The 845-nt window shown below is 53.4% G+C and carries 1 pseudogene; it reads left to right on the forward strand.

The annotated features are described in order from the left end of the window. A pseudogene (locus ACTHUR_RS12895) lies at window positions 1–845 on the forward strand (host specificity protein J); the annotation flags it as partial.

The raw sequence follows: 845 nt of genomic DNA on the forward strand, positions 1-845 counted from the left end.
TAACGCGCCAGGATGCTGCCCGGTCGTCTGAAATCAACACGTTGACGGCGAAGCTGGAGAGTGTTGAAGTCGGCGGACGGAACTACGCCTTATCGACGGCTGCGGCGGATAAAATTCTTACGGTAAGCGGCAACAATCAGACCAAATCCGTTACATTGGATGTGTCTTCAAGTTTGGATTTAAAACAAGGGGACGCGCTGATTATTGCTTGTGATCTCGACATTGTTAATGCGACGTCCATGTTCGGCAAACCGTATCCGCGCATCGGTGTTGAGCTTTCTGTCACTTATTCGGACAACACGATAGGCTACTTTAGCGCATGGTATGACGAAGCAGTCAAAGATGCACCGAAGACGCTGAAGCGTCGTCTGGTTGCAAAACATACGGTGGCGAAAGATGTGAAGGCCGTCCGCGGGTTGATTGTGCAGGCACGTTATCAGACATCTGATTCCATCAAGGTTTCGGGTGTAAAACTGGAGCGCGGCACGGTAGCAACTGACTGGAGTCCCGCGCCGGAGGACAGTAACGCCGATGCGTCTGCGTTATCGGCTTTGTCGGCTGAATTGACTGCCTATAAAGCAGCACAGGTTGAAACCGATAAGGCGCAAACCGAAGAAATTCGTGCGGCTAAGGCAGTAGCATCCGGAAATCAGGCAGAGATCACACGATTGCAGACTGCCAAGGCGGAAAAGGACGAAGTTGCCACTATCGCCCGCAGCGCATTGTCGGCAGAATGGAAGCGTGATGCTGATAATGCCAAAACGGCGGCGGTTGCAGCGGCAGTGGCAGATGCCAAAGTTAAGGCAGATGCAGCACAGGCGGCGGCAGAAAGAGCGGCACAGGCC

Source organism: Neisseria sp. P0021.S007 (genome assembly GCF_051956855.1).